This window comes from Stenotrophomonas sp. FR012, assembly GCF_047520565.2.
Lineage (GTDB): Bacteria > Pseudomonadota > Gammaproteobacteria > Xanthomonadales > Xanthomonadaceae > Stenotrophomonas > Stenotrophomonas sepilia.
On record NZ_JAXBQL020000004.1, the window covers coordinates 151,665 to 166,698 of the forward strand.

A 15,034-nucleotide genomic window follows, 5' to 3' on the forward strand; every position below is an offset into this window, starting at 1 on the left:
CTCAGCGAGCCGGTGGGGGCGACAGTGGCGTCTGTTCCGACTCGCCATTGAGCTTGGCCGTGATCTGGTCGTTGTCGCGGTCGATCGCCGTGCGTTCGATCGGCCAGCGCATCACCTGGCCGGGCAGTACGTAGCCCAGCAGCCCGGGATGGACGATGCGCGGGCGCGTGGCGCTGCCCAGCGCGAGATCGGCGATCTGAGCGTAACTGTTGCCCGAATTGGCTACTTCGACGCCGTTGCGGCCGTCCGCCAGCTTTACCAGCCGGGCCTGCAGCTGCGGCGCCAGCGTGCCGGCCGAGGGCTGCACGAACACCGGGATCGAATAGCGCAGGACGAACTGCATGCCACCCGCGCGGGTGGCCAGGTCGGGCACCTCGTCAACGATCAGGCGGTAATGTTGCTGTGCCGCTGGCGGTTCCTTGTCCGCACGCATGACCCGCACCAGCTGCTGCTGTCCGGCGGCCAGTTCCTGCATCGGCGGAGTGGCCATCAACGCATCGGTGGGCAGCAGCTGTTCCTGGCCGTCCTGCTGCACCCAGCGGAACACGCGTACCTGCAGCTTCACCGGTGAGGTGCCGCTGTTGGTCAGCCACAATTCGCCGGCACGCTGGCGGGCTTCCAGCTGCAGGCTGGTCGGGGCCACCTGCAGGCTGGTAGCGCCGGCGGCCGCGATGGCGAGCAGGTACAGGGCGAGCAGCGCCACGCCGGTGGCGCGCCACGGGCGGGATCCGGCCATGCGGGCGTGCTCCATCAATAGGTGATCGTGGCGGTAACCGTATCCAGGTAGCTACCGGCGGCCGGGTTGTTGGTGCTCAGGTTCAGGATCTGGCCGTAGACGATGTAAGGCACGGCCAGGCCGGTGCCGATGCCGGCCTGAGTGTTGGTGCCGGTTGTGGCGCCCCAAACCAGGGTATGTGCGGCATCCTGGTAGAGCTGGTAGCCGACGTAGTTGTTGGCGGTCACCGCCGCATTGGAGTTCTTCATCCGCCGGGTGGTGACGTCATTGGCGGTGCTGGCATTGGCGCCCGCATTCAGCGAGATCGTGTACGGGGTCAGTGCCGAGCACTGGGCGGTTACCGTTCCCTGGCCCAGGGTGGGCGTGGTGGTGGTTGATGCCGCGGTGCCGAAGTCCACGTTGGTCGCGGCCGCCGCCGTGATGGTGCAGGCCTTGGTGACCACCAGGGTGACATTGAAGGTGGTGGTGTCGGCGGCCATTGCCGGGCTGGACAGCAGGAACCCGGCCACGGCCCATGCCAGCGGGGATCGAACTGGGGATCGCATGAACAACCTCCCTGACCCGAAGGTCCGTTGAACAAGGCGAAGACGGCACGTTCGGTGCCGCTTGGACGACGGTGGGTCCAGCTTAGGAGGCGTAAGTGTCTGTAATCCGTGATAATTGGGCAGACGAAAGAGCGGAGGCCATCACGCTTTCACTTTCCTTGCCGGAACCGTGCATGACCCGGATCGGCAGTTGGGTGGCGTTCGTTCAGATTGCGGCCGGATCGGCGATAATGGGTGCCATGAGCGTGAATCTGAAAACCCCGCAGGAAATCGAGATGATGCGCATCGCCGGCCGCCTGGCCAGCGAAGTGCTCGACATCGTCACCCCCCACGTCAAGCCCGGTGTCACCACCGAGGAACTGGACCGCATCTGCCACGACCACATCGTGAACGTGCAGGGCGCGATTCCGGCCAACGTCGGCTACCGCGGCTTCCCGAAGACCGTGTGCACCTCGGTCAACAATGTCATCTGCCACGGCATTCCCAGCGAAGGGAAGGTGCTCAAGGATGGCGACATCATCAATATCGACGTCACCGTCATCAAGGACGGCTGGCACGGCGACACCAGCCGCATGTACTTCGTCGGCACCCCGTCGGTGATGGCCCGCCGCCTGGTGGAAACCACGTACGAAGCCATGTGGCGCGGCATCCGCGCGGTGCGCCCGGGGGCCACCCTGGGCGACATCGGCCATGCCATCCAGAGCTATGCCGAAGGCGAGCGTTTCAGCGTGGTGCGCGAGTACTGCGGCCACGGCATCGGCAAGGTCTACCACGACGAGCCGCAGGTGGTGCATTACGGCCGCCCGGGCCAGGGCCTGGTGCTGCAGCCCGGCATGACCTTCACCATCGAACCGATGATCAACGAGGGCACCCGCTACAACAAGGTGCTGCCGGATGGCTGGACCGTGGTGACCAAGGACCGCAAGCTGTCGGCGCAGTGGGAGCACATGGTCGCGGTCACTGAGACCGGCGTCGACGTGCTGACGCTGTCGCCGGGCGAGTCGCAGGTCTCCTGACGATGCTGCCGGCGAGTTCGCTGCTGGACACGCCGGCCGCGTCGCTCAACGACCCGGACTGGGCTGCTGCCGCGCGCCAGGCGCTGCAGCAGGCCGACGCGCGCCTGTATCGCCGCTTCGACCAGGGCGACAACATCGAGCGCCTGCTGGCGCTGCGGGCGCGCGCGGCCGACCATCTGATCCGCCTGGCCTGGCAGCGTTGCCTGCCGGCCGACAGCGGCCTGTCGCTGTTCGCGGTCGGTGGCTATGGCCGGGGGGAACTGTTTCCGCGTTCGGACATCGACCTGCTGGTGTTCGGCGACCCGCCCGCACAACGGGCGCATGAAGCGGCATTGGCACGCCTGTTCGCGCTGCTGTGGGACTGCGGATTGGCGGTCAGCCATGCGGTGCGTTCTGCATTGCAGTGCCGCGAGGCGGCGGCTGACCAGACCGTGCTGACCGCGCTGATCGAGGCGCGTCCGATCCTGGCTGATGATGCAGCGCGCCGTGCGCTGCGCGAGGCCATCGACGACCGCGAGCTGTGGCCGGCGCGTGCCTTCTTCCTGGCCAAGCTGGAAGAGCTGCGCAACCGCCACCAGCGCTTCGGCGACACTGCCGACAACCTGGAGCCGGATCTCAAGGATGGTCCCGGCGGCCTGCGCGATCTCAACACGCTGGGCTGGATGGCGCTGCGCGCCTTCGGCGTACGCGACCTGGAAGCGCTGGTCGGCCTGGGCCACCTGGGTGCCGACGAAGCGGCTGCGCTGAAGCGCGAGCGTGCGGTGCTGGCGCGGCTGCGCTTCGGCCTGCACCTGGTCGCGCGCCGCCCGGAAGAGCGCCTGCGTTTCGATTACCAGAAGACCCTGGCCGCGCGCCTGGGCTTCGAAGACGATGCCGAGAATCTCGGTGTCGAGAAAATGATGCAGGGCTTCTACCGCGCCGCGCTGGTGGTGCGCCGGATCAGCGACCGCCTGCTGCAGCGCTTCGAGGAACAGTTCGATGGCGAGGCCCAGCCGGAACCGCTGACCGTGGGCTTCTCCCTGCGCCGCGGCTACCTGGCCGCCAACGAGGCCGACTGGCCGCGCGGTGACATCGGCCAGGTGTTCGCCCTGTTTTCCAGCTGGGCCAACAATCCACAGGTGCGAGGCCTGCATTCGCTGACCGCGCGCGCGCTGGCCGAAGCGCTGCCGTTGTTGCCGGCCTACGACCAGGCCGATGCCGATGCACGCGAGCAGTTCCTGTCCCTGCTGCGCGGCCAGCGCCCGGTCGACACGCTTTCGCGCATGGCGCGGCTGGGCGTGCTTGGCCAGTGGATCCCCGCGTTTGCTCAGGTCAGCGGGCGCATGCAGTTCGACCTGTTCCATGTCTATACGGTCGACCAGCACACGCTGATGGTCCTGCGCAACATCGGCCAGTTCGCCAGCAGCCGTGCCGACGAGCGCTTCTCGATCGCGCACGAAGTGTGGCCACGCCTGCGCAAGCCGGAACTGCTGCTGCTGGCTGGCCTGTTCCATGACATCGCCAAGGGCCGCGGCGGCGACCACTCGGAACTGGGTGCGGTGGACGCGCGTGCGTTCTGCCAGGCGCATGCGCTCAGTGGCACCGATACCGAACTGGTGGCATGGCTGGTCGAACAGCATCTGCGCATGTCGGTGACCGCGCAGAAGCAGGACATCGCCGATCCGGTGGTGATCCATCGCTTCGCCACTCTGGTCGGCAGCCGCGACCGCCTGGACTACCTGTACCTGCTGACCTGTGCCGACATCGCCGGCACCAGCCCGAAGCTGTGGAATGCCTGGAAGGACCGCCTCCTGGCCGACCTGTACTTCGCCACCCGGCGCGCGCTGCGCGAGGGGCTGGAGCATCCGGTACCGGCCGCCGAACGCGTGGCCGAGGCACGTGACAGCGTGCGCGCACTGGTGCGCGAGCAGGGTTACGACGATGCCACCATCGATCGCCAGTTCGCGGTGATGCCGGATGAGGGCTTCATTCGTCTGCGCCCCGAGCAGCTGGCCTGGCAAGCAGCTGCGCTGGTACCGGTGAAGCAGGGCCAGGCGCTGGTGAAGGTGCGCCGGATCAGTGTGGATGACCCGGCGCTGGAAGTATTCGTGCACTCGCCCGACCGCGACGGCCTGTTCGCCGCGATCGTGATGACCCTGGACCGCAAGGGCTATGGCATTCACCGCGCACGCGTGCTGGACGGTCCGGCCGATACCATCTTCGATACCTTCGAAGTGAACCCGGCCGACACGTTTGCCGATGGCAGCAGTGCCAACCTGGAGGCGGCGCTGCGCGAGGCACTCAGTGGTGACCTGGCGCGCCTGCGGCCGTCGCGCCGTGTGGTACCGCGGCAACTGCGGCACTTCCGCTTCGCTCCGCGCATCGAGTTCCGCGATGAACCGGGCGCAACCCGTTTTGCCCTGGTCGCTCCCGACCGTCCCGGCCTGCTGGCCGATGTGGCGTTCGTGCTGCGCAACCAGGGCCTGCGCGTGCATGATGCGCGCATTGCCACGTTCGGCGAGCGCGCCGAAGACACCTTCGTGATCAGTGACGAACACGACCTCCCCCTGACTGAACCTGCCCGGCAGCAGCTGCATGACGCAATGCTGGCCTGCCTGGACCCTGATCGAAACGCCGGAGACCCCGCCTGATGGCCACCAAGCCCGCCAAGAAGACCGCCGCGACCCCCAAGAGCGCAGCGGCCCGGAAACCTGCTGCAGCCGCACCGGCCGCAAAGAAGGCCACTGCGCCGAAGAAGGCCGCTGCGGTGAAGGCCCCGGCGAAGAAAATGGCTGCGGTCAAGCGTGCTGTGAAGAAGCCGGCCCCGGCCAAGAGCGCCGAAGCCGTCCGCGCCGAAACCATCGCCCGCAAGTCGCTGCGCAAGCCGTCGGCACCCGGCGTGGAAGAACTCAGGTTCGGCATCGAAAGCGCCTTCGAGCGCCGCGCCACGTTGACCCTGCATGAGCTGGAAGGCTCGACCAGGCCGCTGGTCAACCGCGTGATCGACGGTCTCGAGAGCGGTGAATTCCGCGTCGCCGAGCCGGACGGCCAGGGCGGCTGGAAGGTCAACGAGTGGCTGAAGAAGGCCGTGCTGCTGTATTTCCGCGTCAACGACATGGCGGTGGTCGATGCACGACCGGCACCGTTCTGGGACAAGGTCGAATCGCGCTTCGCCGGCTATGACGAAGCGAAGTTCCGCCGTGGCGGCGTGCGCGTTGTGCCCGGTGCGATCGCCCGCCGCGGCACGTACTTCGGCAAGGACGTAGTGCTGATGCCGAGCTTCACCAACATCGGCGCCTACGTCGGCGAAGGCACCATGGTCGATACCTGGGCCACCGTCGGTTCCTGCGCGCAGATCGGCCAGCACTGCCACCTGTCCGGCGGCGCCGGCATCGGCGGCGTACTGGAGCCGCTGCAGGCCAGCCCGACCATCATCGAGGACCACTGCTTCATCGGTGCGCGTTCGGAAGTGGTGGAGGGCGTGGTGGTGGGCCACCACAGTGTGATCGGCATGGGCGTGTTCCTCAGCCAGAGCACCCGCATCTACAACCGCGCCACCGGCGAGATCAGCTACGGCTACATCCCGCCGTACAGCGTGGTGGTGTCCGGCTCGCTGCCGAGCAAGGACGGCACCCACTCGCTGTACTGCGCGGTGATCGTCAAGCAGGTTGATGCCAGGACCCGCAGCAAGACCAGCGTCAACGACCTGCTGCGCGGCCTGGCCGACTGAAGGTGAGTGCGCCGGAGGACCTGGCGCAGTCCGCGATCTACCGGCATCCGTCCGACAACGCGTTCGGACGGATGCTGCCGCGCCTGCTGCACGCTCCGCGCTGGACCCGGTTGCGCCGGGCACTGTCGCGGCGCTGGCCGATGCCGGTGCTGGTAAGCGACGTGCGCGACGTGGTCTACGCGAGCTGGTGGGTCGATGTGCGCCATGCCCCGCCAGCGCCACCAGGCCATCACTACGTGGTCCATGCCGGACGCACGCCTTACACCGTTCTCAGCTATCGCCATGGCCACTTCGGGCCGGCGCTGGCGGGACCGCTGCGCTGCCTGATGCCGTCGCCAGGGCAGAGCAACTGGCGCTGGTACCTGCGCCGTGACGATGATCCGGGCGGGACCCCGGTCGTGCTGTTCGATCGCAACGTGATGGACCAGCTGGCCTTCGTCGCCGGCGCGCGCGCTTTCAGCGATGCCATGCAGCCCCACCTGTCCACGCGCTTCGAGCATGTGGTGCGCGTCGATGGCGATGGGCACACCCTGATCGAAGGCGGGCAGGGGAGTGCGCCTGCGCTGCACCTGCAGTGGCGGGCCGCTGCGGGCTGGGAGGACGGGGCGTGGCGGGGGGGCTTCGGGGGCCATCAGGCCCTGCTGCGCTTCCTGACCTGCCAGGATGAGGCCATTGCGCGCACCTGCGACCGGCGCTGGGCCAGCACCCGCATCGCACTGCAGGTGGATGTCGACAGCCTGCAGCCGCTGCAGCTGGAAGGCGAACTGCAGTGCCCGCGCCTGCAGGCGATGGACGTGGCGCTGCACGAGGGGCTGGCCTTCCGGCTGCCAAGGGTACCGTTCCGGGTCGTGTCCGAGCGCCTGTTGTGAGATTCTGCGCCTCTGTTTTCCAGCATCACAGATGGCCATGAGTACCACTGTCTACGGTTTGAAGAACTGCGATACCTGCAAGAAGGCGACCAAGTGGCTGGACCGCTTCGGCGTGCCGTACACCTTCGTCGACTACCGCGACAACAAGCCGAGCGCGGAAACACTGCTGGCGTGGGCTGAGCAGCTGGGTGGCCTGGCCGCGATGGTCAACAGGTCCTCAACCACCTGGCGGCAGCTGCCGGACAACCGCAAGGCCGCAGATTCCGAAGCGGAATGGAAGCTGCTGCTGCGCGAGTACCCGCAGCTGATCAAGCGCCCGCTGGTGGTCACCGCCGACTGCACGGTCAGCCAGGGTTTCAGTGACAATGGCTTCAAGGCCCGCTTCGGCGTGGGTGACGCATGAGCGCGGTCCTCGACCTGACCTGCGAACTGATCGCACGGCCCTCGGTGACGCCGGACGATGCCGGCTGCCAGGCACTGCTGGCGGCACGCCTGAAGCAGGCCGGGTTCCAGTGCGATCACCTGCGGCTGGGCGAGGTCGACAACCTGTGGGCGACCCACGGCCAGGGCGCGCCGGTGCTGGTGCTGCTGGGCCACACCGACGTGGTGCCGGCGGGCCCGCGCGAGGCCTGGGCCAGCGACCCGTTCACGCCGCAGATCCGTGACGGCGTGCTGTACGGCCGTGGCACCGCCGACATGAAGGGCAGCGTGGCGGCGTTCGTGGTGGCGGCCGAGCAGTTCGTGGCCGCGCATCCCGATCATCCCGGCACGCTGGCGGTGCTGCTGACCAGCGACGAGGAGGGCGATGCCATCGATGGCGTGCGCCACGTCGCACGGCTGTTCGCCGAGCGCGGCCAACGCATCGACTGGTGCATCACCGGCGAGCCGTCGTCGACCGCGACGCTGGGTGACCTGCTGCGCGTGGGCCGTCGTGGCAGCCTGTCGGCCAAGCTGCGGGTGCAGGGCGTACAGGGCCATGTGGCGTACCCGGAGAAGGCACGCAACCCGATCCACCAAGCGGCGCCCGCCCTGGCCGAGCTGAGCGCACGGCGCTGGGATGACGGCTACGAGAGTTTCCCGCCGACCAGCCTGCAGGTCTCCAACATCCATGCCGGTACGGGCGCCAACAATGTGATTCCCGGCGAGCTCGAGGTGGATTTCAACATCCGCTACAACCCGCACTGGGATGCGCCGAAACTGGAAGCGGAGATCACCGCGCTGCTGGATCGGCATGCCCTGCAGTACACGCTGAAGTGGCATCGCAGCGGCGAACCGTTCTACACCCCGGAAGGCACGCTGCGCGCCACTGCGCGTGCGGTGCTGGCCGAGCACATCGGCCGTGCACCGGAGGAAAGCACTGGCGGCGGCACCTCCGATGCCCGCTTCATCGCGCCATTGGGCGCGCAGTGCATCGAAGTGGGGCCGGTCAACGCCAGCATCCACCAGGTGGACGAGAACGTGCGCGTGGACGATCTGGAAGCACTGCCGGGGCTGTACCAGCGGCTGGTGGAGCGGCTGCTGGTGTGAGGCATGGCACCGGGCACGGCCCGGCGCTACCCCTGTGGGCCGACTGCTGGGTGCCGACCGTTGGTCGGCACACCTTCACCTGGTTGCCAACGCAACGGTTGCGCCGTGCCGGAAACCGGGGTAGGGTCGATGCCATGTCGATCCGCCTGGCCACCGCCGTCAATAACAACAACCGCAATAATCTGCGCGCGAATAATCGTGCGCGGCCGATGCGGGACTGCGCCCTGGGTAGATAGACAGCAACACACGCCCGGACACCAGAAAACCCGCATCGGTCGATGCGGGTTTTTTTTGTGCCCGGGCGCAGCCCCACCCGGGCCTGGATGGCCGGTCGAACACCCTCCCACCCGTGAAATTCCCCCAACAGGAGCTCCCCCATGTGTTCGATCTTCGGAATCTTCGGCCTGCAGGCCGGTGACGATCTTCCGGCCCTGCGCCGCCATGCGCTGGAACTGTCGCAGCGCCAGCGCCACCGCGGCCCGGACTGGAGCGGCGTGTATCTTGACGAAGGTGCGCTGCTGGTCCACGAGCGGCTGGCCATCGTCGACCCGGCCGGCGGCTCGCAACCGCTGCTGTCGGCCGACGGCCAGCTGGCGCTGGCGGTCAACGGCGAGATCTACAACCACCAGCAACTGAAGGCCGCACTGACCACCGCCTATGACTTCCAGACCGGTTCGGACTGTGAAGTGATCAATGCGCTGTACCGCCAGGGCGCTTCGCCGGCGCAGTGGCTGGAGCAGCTCAATGGCATCTTCGCGTTCGCGCTGTGGGACCGTGGTGCCGGTCGTGTGCTGGTGGCGCGCGACCCGGTCGGCGTGGTGCCGCTGTACTGGGGCCACGATGCCCAGGGACGTCTGCGAGTGGCCTCGGAAATGAAGGCACTGGTCGATACCTGTGCCGACGTCGCCCAGTTCCCGCCGGGTCACTATTTCGACAGTGCCAGCGGTGAGCTGGTGCGCTACTACCAGCAGCCGTGGCGCGACTACGCTGACGTGCAGGGTCGCCAGGCCGATCTGGCCGAACTGCGCCAGGCCTTCGAGCATGCGGTGGAACGCCAGCTGATGAGCGATGTGCCGTACGGCGTGCTGTTGTCTGGTGGCCTGGACTCGTCGCTGGTGGCGGCGGTGGCCGCGCGCTATGCACGTCGTCGCATCGAGGATGGGGGGCAGACCGAAGCCTGGTGGCCGCGCCTGCACTCATTCGCGATCGGCTTGAAGGGCTCTCCCGATCTGGCCGCTGCCGCCATCGCCGCCGAGGCGCTGGGCACCGTGCATCACGGCTTCGAGTACACCTTCGAGGAGGGCCTTGATGCACTGCCGGAAGTGATCCGCCATATCGAAACCTACGACGTCACCACCATCCGCGCATCGACGCCGATGTTCCTGCTGGCACGGCGGATCAAGGCCATGGGGGTGAAGATGGTGCTTTCCGGCGAGGGCAGCGACGAGATCTTCGGTGGTTACCTGTACTTCCACAAGGCGCCGGATGCGCGTGAGTTCCACGACGAGCTGGTGCGCAAGCTCGACGCGCTGCACAACTACGACTGCCTGCGCGCCAACAAGTCGATGATGGCCTGGGGTGTGGAGCCGCGGGTGCCGTTCCTGGATCGCGAATTCCTCGATGTGGCGATGCGCTTCGACGCCGCGCACAAGATGGTCGGTGCAGGCTTTGGTAGCCGCCGCATCGAGAAGGCGGTGCTGCGCGAGGCGTTCGAAGGCTACCTGCCGGACAGCATCCTGTGGCGGCAGAAGGAGCAGTTCAGCGATGGCGTTGGCTATGGCTGGATCGATGGGCTGAAGGCGCATGCCGAAGCTCAGGTGAGCGACCGTGTGCTGGCAGCGGCCGACAAGCGCTTCCCGCACAACCCGCCGCAGACCAAGGAGGCCTACTACTATCGTCATCTGTTCGAGCAGTTCTTCCCGAGCCGTGCGGCCGCCGAGACCGTGCCGGGTGGCAAGTCCATCGCCTGCTCGTCGCCGGCGGCGATCGCGTGGGATGCCAGCTTCGCCGCTGCTGCAGATCCGTCGGGGCGCGCGATCGCTGGCGTGCACGAGCAGGCACTGGCATAAGCCCTGAAAAAGGGACGGAGGGGGGCCGGGGCGCTTGTGCCACCAACGACTTAATCCCCTCCGTCCCCTTTTTGTATGATCGCCCCCCTGCACATTGGGGAATGTTCATGGACGTACACAGCGGGGGCCCGGCGCCACCGACGAAGTGGGGATGGCGCTACCTGGCCTGGGCCGGGGTCCCGCTGCTGGCTGGCGTGCTGCTGGCCCGTTATGCCGGGCCGGCGGCGCCCGAAGCTGTTGCCCGTGCCACGGCCACGGCTGAAGCCACCTGGGTGCAGCATCTGGCGTCGCCGCTGGGCCTGTTCCTGCTGCAGCTGCTGGTGCTGCTGCTGGTGGCCAAGGGCGCAGGCGCGCTGCTCAAGCACTTTGGACAACCGGCGGTGATCGGCGAGATGGCCGCCGGCCTGATGATGGGCCCATTGATGCTCGGCAGCCTGTTGCCGCCGCTGCATGGAGCCTTGTTCCCGCCCAGCTCGCTGGGCCCGCTGGGCATGCTCAGCCAGTTGGGTGTGCTGATGTTCCTGCTGGTGGCCGGTGCCGAGCTGGACCTGGCGGCGCTGCGTGGACGCCGGCGTTTTGCCTTTACGGTCAGTCATGCCGGCATCGCGGTGCCGTTCGTGCTTGGCGTCGCCCTGGCGATCTGGCTGTACCCGCAGCACGGCCCACAGGGGGGGGGCTTCACCGCATTCGCACTTTTCGTCGGCATCTCGATGAGCATCACCGCGTTCCCGGTGCTGCTGCGCATCCTCGCCGACCGTGGCATCACGCAGACGTCGCTGGGCCAGACCGCGATTGCCTGCGCGGCTTTGGGCGATGCCACCGCATGGTGCCTGCTGGCACTGATCGTGGCCGCCGCCCAGGCCAGCGGATGGCTGCCGGCCAGCCTCAACCTGCTGTGCGTGGTCGCGTTCGTGGCGCTGATGCTGGGGCTGGTGAAGCCGTGGTTCGCCCGCCAGCAGATCGCGCCGGGCCGTGAGGGACGCTGGCTGCTCGGCATCCTGCTGCTGTCGCTGGGCAGTGCGCTGGTCACTGAAATGCTCGGCATCCATGCGCTGTTCGGTGCGTTCGCGGCGGGCGTAGCGGTATCGTCCAACGCACAGTTGCGCGGCCTGCTGATGGCGCGCGTCGAACCGTTCGCGGTGACGCTGCTGCTGCCACTGTTCTTCGCCATGACCGGCCTGCGCATGCGCGCCGATACGCTGCAGGCCAGCGATGTCCTGTTGTGCGTGGTGGTGATCGCGGTAGCCACGACGGGCAAGCTGCTGGGTACCTTCAGTGCCGCACGCAGTGCCGGTATGCCCACCCGTGAGGCGTGGCGGCTGGGTGCACTGATGAACACCCGTGGCCTGATGGAGCTGATCGTGCTCAACCTGGGTTACGAACTTGGCCTGCTCGGTGACCGGCTGTTCGCGGTGCTGGTGATCATGGCGCTGGTGACAACGGCGATGACCGGGCCACTGTTGAACCTGATCGAGCGGCGCAGGGGCTGAGCGTTGAACGGTAGTGCCGGCCGCTGGCCGGCAACCTCATGATGCTGGATGCACCTGCATGGATGCCGGCCAGCGGCCGGCACTACCGCGCTGGCACCAGCGTCATGGTGTGCTGCGCCTTGCCGGGCAGGAACGGCGTCGGCCGCCCATGTACCCAGTCTTCGTGGCCGGCGCCCCAGTACGGCGACAGCGGGTGCCCGCTCTGGCCGCCGGGCATATGCACGATGCCGTCGGCCTCGTGCCCGGGCGAAACCACCATGCGCTCGGAAGCACCGAAGCCCGGCGTCTGCACGCGCGGCATGTCGCGGTCGCCGGGCAGGCGGTCGGCCGGCATGCACAGCCAGCGTTTGGCGATGTCCGGCAGCGCCCGTGCGATGGGATGGCAGATCGCCGCGGTGTTGCGTTCGCCCCAGCTGCGTTTGGCCAGCGGTCCCTGCTTGGTCAGCTCGTTTTCGGTACGGCGTGCGGCGTCGATCAGCAGTGCATCCCAGCTGTCGAAGGCCGGTGGCAGCAGATTGGCCGGCCGCTGCTGCAGCATCGGCCAGGCCACGGCTTCCAGCTGCGCCAGGCGCGGCTCCAGATAGTCATCGCCCAGCTGCGCATTGGCCGGTGCCAGCAGTGCATCGGACAGTGTCTTCATCACCTGCGTACGGAACTCACGCACCACCCGGTAGCTGACCGAGCTGGCCGAGGCACGGCCGCCCCATTGATGGCTGGCCTCCTTCAAGCGCTTCAGTGCAGGGTCGTCACTGCGTTCGATGACGTCGTGCAGCAGCGCCCACCAGCGCTGCAGGAACACCGCGCGATCGTCGAGCTGGATCGCCAGCAGGTCGTGTTCATCGAAGCGCTCCTGGATCGCCAGCAGGTCGCGGATCTGCCGCGCACGGGCACCCAGGTCATAACCGCCATTGCCGACGGTAGCCAGCGCCTCGCCGTCGAGGACGCGGCCGTTGGCGGTCCACAGGCGATGGTTGGGGGGATCGATCAATGCCGGCGAGGCATCGCTGCGGATCGGCCAGGGGGCGCAGTCCTGGTTGTGGGCGGCGTTGAAGCCGGCCGGCGCGCAGCCCGGACCGCGATCCGGGCGGGCGCCGATCAGGCGCCAGGCGATGCGTCCGGTGCGGTCGCCGATCACCAGGTTCTGTGCGGGAATGCCGGCGTGGTCGGCGAACTGCAGGGCTGCGTCCAGATCACCGGCGCGGGCCAGGTCACCGAAGTCCAGGCGCACCGCACCGGGCAGCTGGGCGACCCAGCGCAGCGCGTCGCCGCTGCCATCGGCATGCGTGTGCAGGATCGGTCCCCAGGCGGTTTCGCGTACCGGGAACCGCACATCGGCCTGGCCGGCCACCGCAATCCGTTCTTCATGCACCGTCACTGCGGCATTGGCCGGTTCGGTGCGGTAGTCCGCCGTGTCAATGTAGCTGTTGGTGAAACCCCAGGCGACGTGCCCGTTGCTGCCGACGATCACGGCCGGAAGGCCCGGCAGCGAGAGGCCGGTGACGTCGACCTGGCCGCCAGCGGCCTGCGGGTCGGGGTAGCGCAGGCGCACGCGGAACCACAGGCTGGGTGCGCGCAGGCCCAGGTGCATGTCGTCGGCAACAATGGCGCGGCCGTCGGCGGTGAGCGCACCGGCCACCGCGAAGTTGTTGCTGCCGACGGCGTCGGCTTCTTCCTGCCCGGTGCCCGGTTTTCCCTTCAGTGTGCGCAGGTCCAGCTGGCTGGCATCGGGCAGCGTGGCGTTGCCGGTCGGTTCGCCGAACAGCGGTGCATCCCATTCAGTGCCGTCGTGGGCGATCAGTGCGTACAGCGCCGACGGCACCACCGCGCGGATGCGGCTGAGCGCAAGCTCGGTCTGGTTGCCGGGATCCTGCAGGTCGGCGTACATGGCCAGCCCGGCCAGCACGCTGTCGCTGGCCTGCCAAGGCTGCGGTGACTGCCGCAGCAGCAGGTACGCCCACGGCCGCACGGAGAGGTCGGCAAGGCCTTCGTTGACGCCGTCCACGTAGGCGCGCACGGCATCGCCGTTGTCGCCCAATGCAGCGTCCATGTGTGCCTCGGTGCGTGCGCGCAAACGGTGCACGCGCATGCGCTTGTCGGCGTCGATGGCCTTCGGTCCGAACAGTGCGGACAGTTCGCCGGCGGCGCTGCGGCGCATCAGGTCCATCTCGAAGTAGCGTTCCTGCGCGTGTACGCGGCCGAGTGCGCGCATCGCGTCGGCCTGGCTGCCGGCCGTGATGGTGACCACGCCCAGCGCATCGCGTTCGAGGGTGACCGGCCTGGCCAGTCCCGGCAACGCATGCTCGCCGTCCAGATCGGCCAGGCTGCCGCGCAGCAGCAGCCACAGCACCAGGGCGGTGACCAGGACGATGGCGATCAATACGCCCAGCACCCAACGACATGTACGTCGCATCGCACGTCCTTTCCGAACTTGTGGGCCGATTGTAGCCGCAGGCGCAACTGCGACTGATTCCGATTAGATCACCGTATTCTGAAATGCGGCACCCTATGCCATATCGATTCACAGGAGCCCCCCCATGAAAGGCAACCCGGACGTCATCGCCTGCCTGAAGGAACTGCTGCGTGGCGAGCTCGCTGCCCGCGACCAGTACTTCATCCATTCCCGCCGCTACGAGGATCAGGGCCTGTTCGCACTTTACGAACGCCTGAACCACGAGATGGAAGAGGAAACCCAGCACGCCGATGCGCTGCTGCGCCGGATCCTGTTCCTGGGCGGCGACCCGGACATGCGCCCGCATGCCACCGAGCCGGGCAAAACCGTCGAAGAGATGCTGCAGAAGGATCTCGACACTGAATACGCCGTTCGGAACAATCTCGCCGCCGGCATGAAGCTGTGCGAGGAGAAGGGCGACTACGTGAGCCGCGACATCCTGCTGGCGCAGTTGAAGGACACCGAAGAAGACCACGCCTGGTGGCTGGAACAGCAGCTGGGCCTGATCAAGCGCATCGGCCTGGAGCTGTACCAGCTGAGCAAGATCGACGGCAGCGGCGCCCCGGCGCACTGAGCCGGCACCCCGATCCGGTCGGCTCTACCAGGCGCACAAAGCAATGTCGC

At 67.6% G+C, this 15,034-nt stretch carries 12 protein-coding genes; 9 read left to right on the plus strand and 3 right to left on the minus strand.

The genetic code is table 11. The annotated features are described in order from the left end of the window. Position 1: 1 nt before the first annotated feature. Both ACM0O9_RS08870 and ACM0O9_RS08875 read right to left on the minus strand, forming a co-directional pair. Positions 2-751 (minus strand): fimbrial biogenesis chaperone, encoded by a 750-nt coding sequence (locus ACM0O9_RS08870; protein WP_053497108.1) that lies wholly within the window; start codon positions 749-751, stop codon positions 2-4. After that, the gene (locus ACM0O9_RS08875) at positions 751-1,281 is read right to left on the minus strand and encodes a spore coat protein U domain-containing protein (protein WP_495495885.1); all 531 of its coding nucleotides are present in this window, start codon (positions 1,279-1,281) and stop codon (positions 751-753) included. Before ACM0O9_RS08875 ends, ACM0O9_RS08870 begins: the two co-directional genes overlap by 1 nt. Before the next feature lie 230 nt (positions 1,282-1,511). Here ACM0O9_RS08875 and map point away from each other — a divergent pair, with 230 nt between their 5' ends. The 8 genes from map to ACM0O9_RS08915 all read left to right on the plus strand — a co-directional run bounded on the left by map (position 1,512) and on the right by ACM0O9_RS08915 (position 11,961). Beyond that, positions 1,512-2,297 (plus strand): type I methionyl aminopeptidase, encoded by a 786-nt coding sequence (gene map / locus ACM0O9_RS08880; RefSeq protein WP_032955117.1) that lies wholly within the window; start codon positions 1,512-1,514, stop codon positions 2,295-2,297. A 20-nt stretch (positions 2,298-2,317) separates the two neighbouring features. After that, positions 2,318-4,927: a [protein-PII] uridylyltransferase gene (locus ACM0O9_RS08885; RefSeq protein ID WP_491731972.1), complete on the plus strand. Its 2,610-nt coding sequence runs from the start codon at positions 2,318-2,320 to the stop codon at positions 4,925-4,927. A 137-nt stretch (positions 4,928-5,064) separates the two neighbouring features. Further along, positions 5,065-6,006: a 2,3,4,5-tetrahydropyridine-2,6-dicarboxylate N-succinyltransferase gene (gene dapD, locus ACM0O9_RS08890; protein WP_414603914.1), complete on the plus strand. Its 942-nt coding sequence runs from the start codon at positions 5,065-5,067 to the stop codon at positions 6,004-6,006. 2 nt (positions 6,007-6,008) lie between these two features. Then, complete coding sequence (locus ACM0O9_RS08895) at positions 6,009-6,875, plus strand: hypothetical protein (RefSeq protein WP_414603898.1); 867 nt, start codon at positions 6,009-6,011, stop codon at positions 6,873-6,875. Between the two features lie 31 nt (positions 6,876-6,906). Next, positions 6,907-7,278: a Spx/MgsR family RNA polymerase-binding regulatory protein gene (locus tag ACM0O9_RS08900; RefSeq protein WP_414603897.1), complete on the plus strand. Its 372-nt coding sequence runs from the start codon at positions 6,907-6,909 to the stop codon at positions 7,276-7,278. Further along, on the plus strand, positions 7,275-8,402 hold the full coding sequence (gene dapE / locus ACM0O9_RS08905; protein WP_065177428.1) for a succinyl-diaminopimelate desuccinylase: 1,128 nt from the start codon (positions 7,275-7,277) through the stop codon (positions 8,400-8,402). The genes ACM0O9_RS08900 and dapE overlap by 4 nt, the downstream gene beginning before the upstream one ends. Positions 8,403-8,779: 377 nt before the next feature. Next, positions 8,780-10,471, plus strand: coding sequence for an asparagine synthase B (gene asnB, locus ACM0O9_RS08910; protein WP_005415869.1), 1,692 nt, complete (start codon positions 8,780-8,782; stop codon positions 10,469-10,471). A gap of 101 nt (positions 10,472-10,572) precedes the next feature. Then, positions 10,573-11,961, plus strand: a complete 1,389-nt coding sequence (locus tag ACM0O9_RS08915) for a cation:proton antiporter domain-containing protein (RefSeq protein ID WP_414603896.1) — start codon at positions 10,573-10,575, stop codon at positions 11,959-11,961. Positions 11,962-12,043: 82 nt separating this feature from the next. On the opposite strand, the gene ACM0O9_RS08920 is transcribed toward ACM0O9_RS08915, so the two are convergent. Then, positions 12,044-14,371, minus strand: coding sequence for a penicillin acylase family protein (locus tag ACM0O9_RS08920; RefSeq protein ID WP_414603895.1), 2,328 nt, complete (start codon positions 14,369-14,371; stop codon positions 12,044-12,046). 124 nt (positions 14,372-14,495) lie between these two features. Between ACM0O9_RS08920 and bfr the strand changes: the two genes are divergently transcribed. Then, positions 14,496-14,984: a bacterioferritin gene (gene bfr, locus ACM0O9_RS08925; RefSeq protein WP_005415872.1), complete on the plus strand. Its 489-nt coding sequence runs from the start codon at positions 14,496-14,498 to the stop codon at positions 14,982-14,984. Positions 14,985-15,034: the final 50 nt, after the last annotated feature.

Bases quoted from the DNA above. Each gene is read 5' to 3' on its own strand.
- asnB (WP_005415869.1), top strand. From the start codon at position 8,780: ATGTGTTCGATCTTCGGAATCTTCGGCCTGCAGGCCGGTGACGATCTT.
- dapE (WP_065177428.1), top strand. From the start codon at position 7,275: ATGAGCGCGGTCCTCGACCTGACCTGCGAACTGATCGCACGGCCCTCG.
- dapD (WP_414603914.1), top strand. From the start codon at position 5,065: ATGGCTGCGGTCAAGCGTGCTGTGAAGAAGCCGGCCCCGGCCAAGAGC.
- ACM0O9_RS08915 (WP_414603896.1), top strand. From the start codon at position 10,573: ATGTTCATGGACGTACACAGCGGGGGCCCGGCGCCACCGACGAAGTGG.
- ACM0O9_RS08875 (WP_495495885.1), bottom strand. From the start codon at position 1,281: ATGCGATCCCCAGTTCGATCCCCGCTGGCATGGGCCGTGGCCGGGTTC.
- bfr (WP_005415872.1), top strand. From the start codon at position 14,496: ATGAAAGGCAACCCGGACGTCATCGCCTGCCTGAAGGAACTGCTGCGT.
- ACM0O9_RS08900 (WP_414603897.1), top strand. From the start codon at position 6,907: ATGGCCATGAGTACCACTGTCTACGGTTTGAAGAACTGCGATACCTGC.
- map (WP_032955117.1), top strand. From the start codon at position 1,512: ATGGGTGCCATGAGCGTGAATCTGAAAACCCCGCAGGAAATCGAGATG.
- ACM0O9_RS08920 (WP_414603895.1), bottom strand. From the start codon at position 14,371: ATGCGACGTACATGTCGTTGGGTGCTGGGCGTATTGATCGCCATCGTC.
- ACM0O9_RS08870 (WP_053497108.1), bottom strand. From the start codon at position 751: ATGGAGCACGCCCGCATGGCCGGATCCCGCCCGTGGCGCGCCACCGGC.